We start from the raw sequence: 690 nt of genomic DNA, 5'->3' as shown, positions 1-690 counted from the left end.
AAAAGCTCAGCCACCAACGATTCGCTTTGCTGAGACAGCGATACCATATGACTTATCTTGGTCGTCGCGCCCTGCGCTTGCTGAATGCCATTACTTGTTTGCGCCCGAGACTTTTCTATTTCCTCATGGGCATTTTTAATTTGTAACGCGACATCATTAACGCTCTGGCTGAGTTCAGTGACGGCAGCCGCTGAAGACGTAATCGCGCCCTTTTGACTTGAAGCATTGCTCGACACCGACAATGCACTTGCTGTGAGCTCTCGAGACATATGAATGAACTCAGCTGACGATTCATCCATAGACTGATCTGCTCTCGCATAACTAAGAAAGTAGTTTCTCAACACACTTAAATGCTTATCAGCTAAGAGTGATTCGATCGGCAAATCGCGATAATTTGAATCCGTGTTTTCAAGATGCTGAGCTAATGATTCGAAGGTGCGAATAGATCGTGTGTGATACATGAGTAAAAGACACGGTAGCGTACCTAGGAGCGCAATAATTAGCAGATTCCAGCTTAAGCCAGACACTAAGTAACTAAATCCAATAGCAAATATAATCGCAGTAAAAATCAAAACGAGATGGGAACTCAAACTAGAAGTATTCACTTTCGGGCAGGTCCTTTTCCTTGGCTTAACCGACAACAAAGTAATAAAAATCACTATGTAGTCGCAAAGAATATGCCGCCAAAAA

Annotated in this window: 1 protein-coding gene; it reads right to left on the bottom strand. The window is 43.2% G+C overall.

Annotated features, from left to right (window positions below):
* Window positions 1-605, bottom strand: a 605-nt coding sequence (locus A3762_RS03005) for a hypothetical protein (protein ID WP_156493179.1), incomplete at its 3' end; no start/stop codon positions are given.
* Window positions 606-690: the final 85 nt, after the last annotated feature.

The sequence above is a fragment of the Oleiphilus sp. HI0125 genome, from assembly GCF_001635355.1.
Note: the sequence above shows the minus strand (reverse complement) of the source record. Positions and strands in the feature narration are given on the sequence as shown.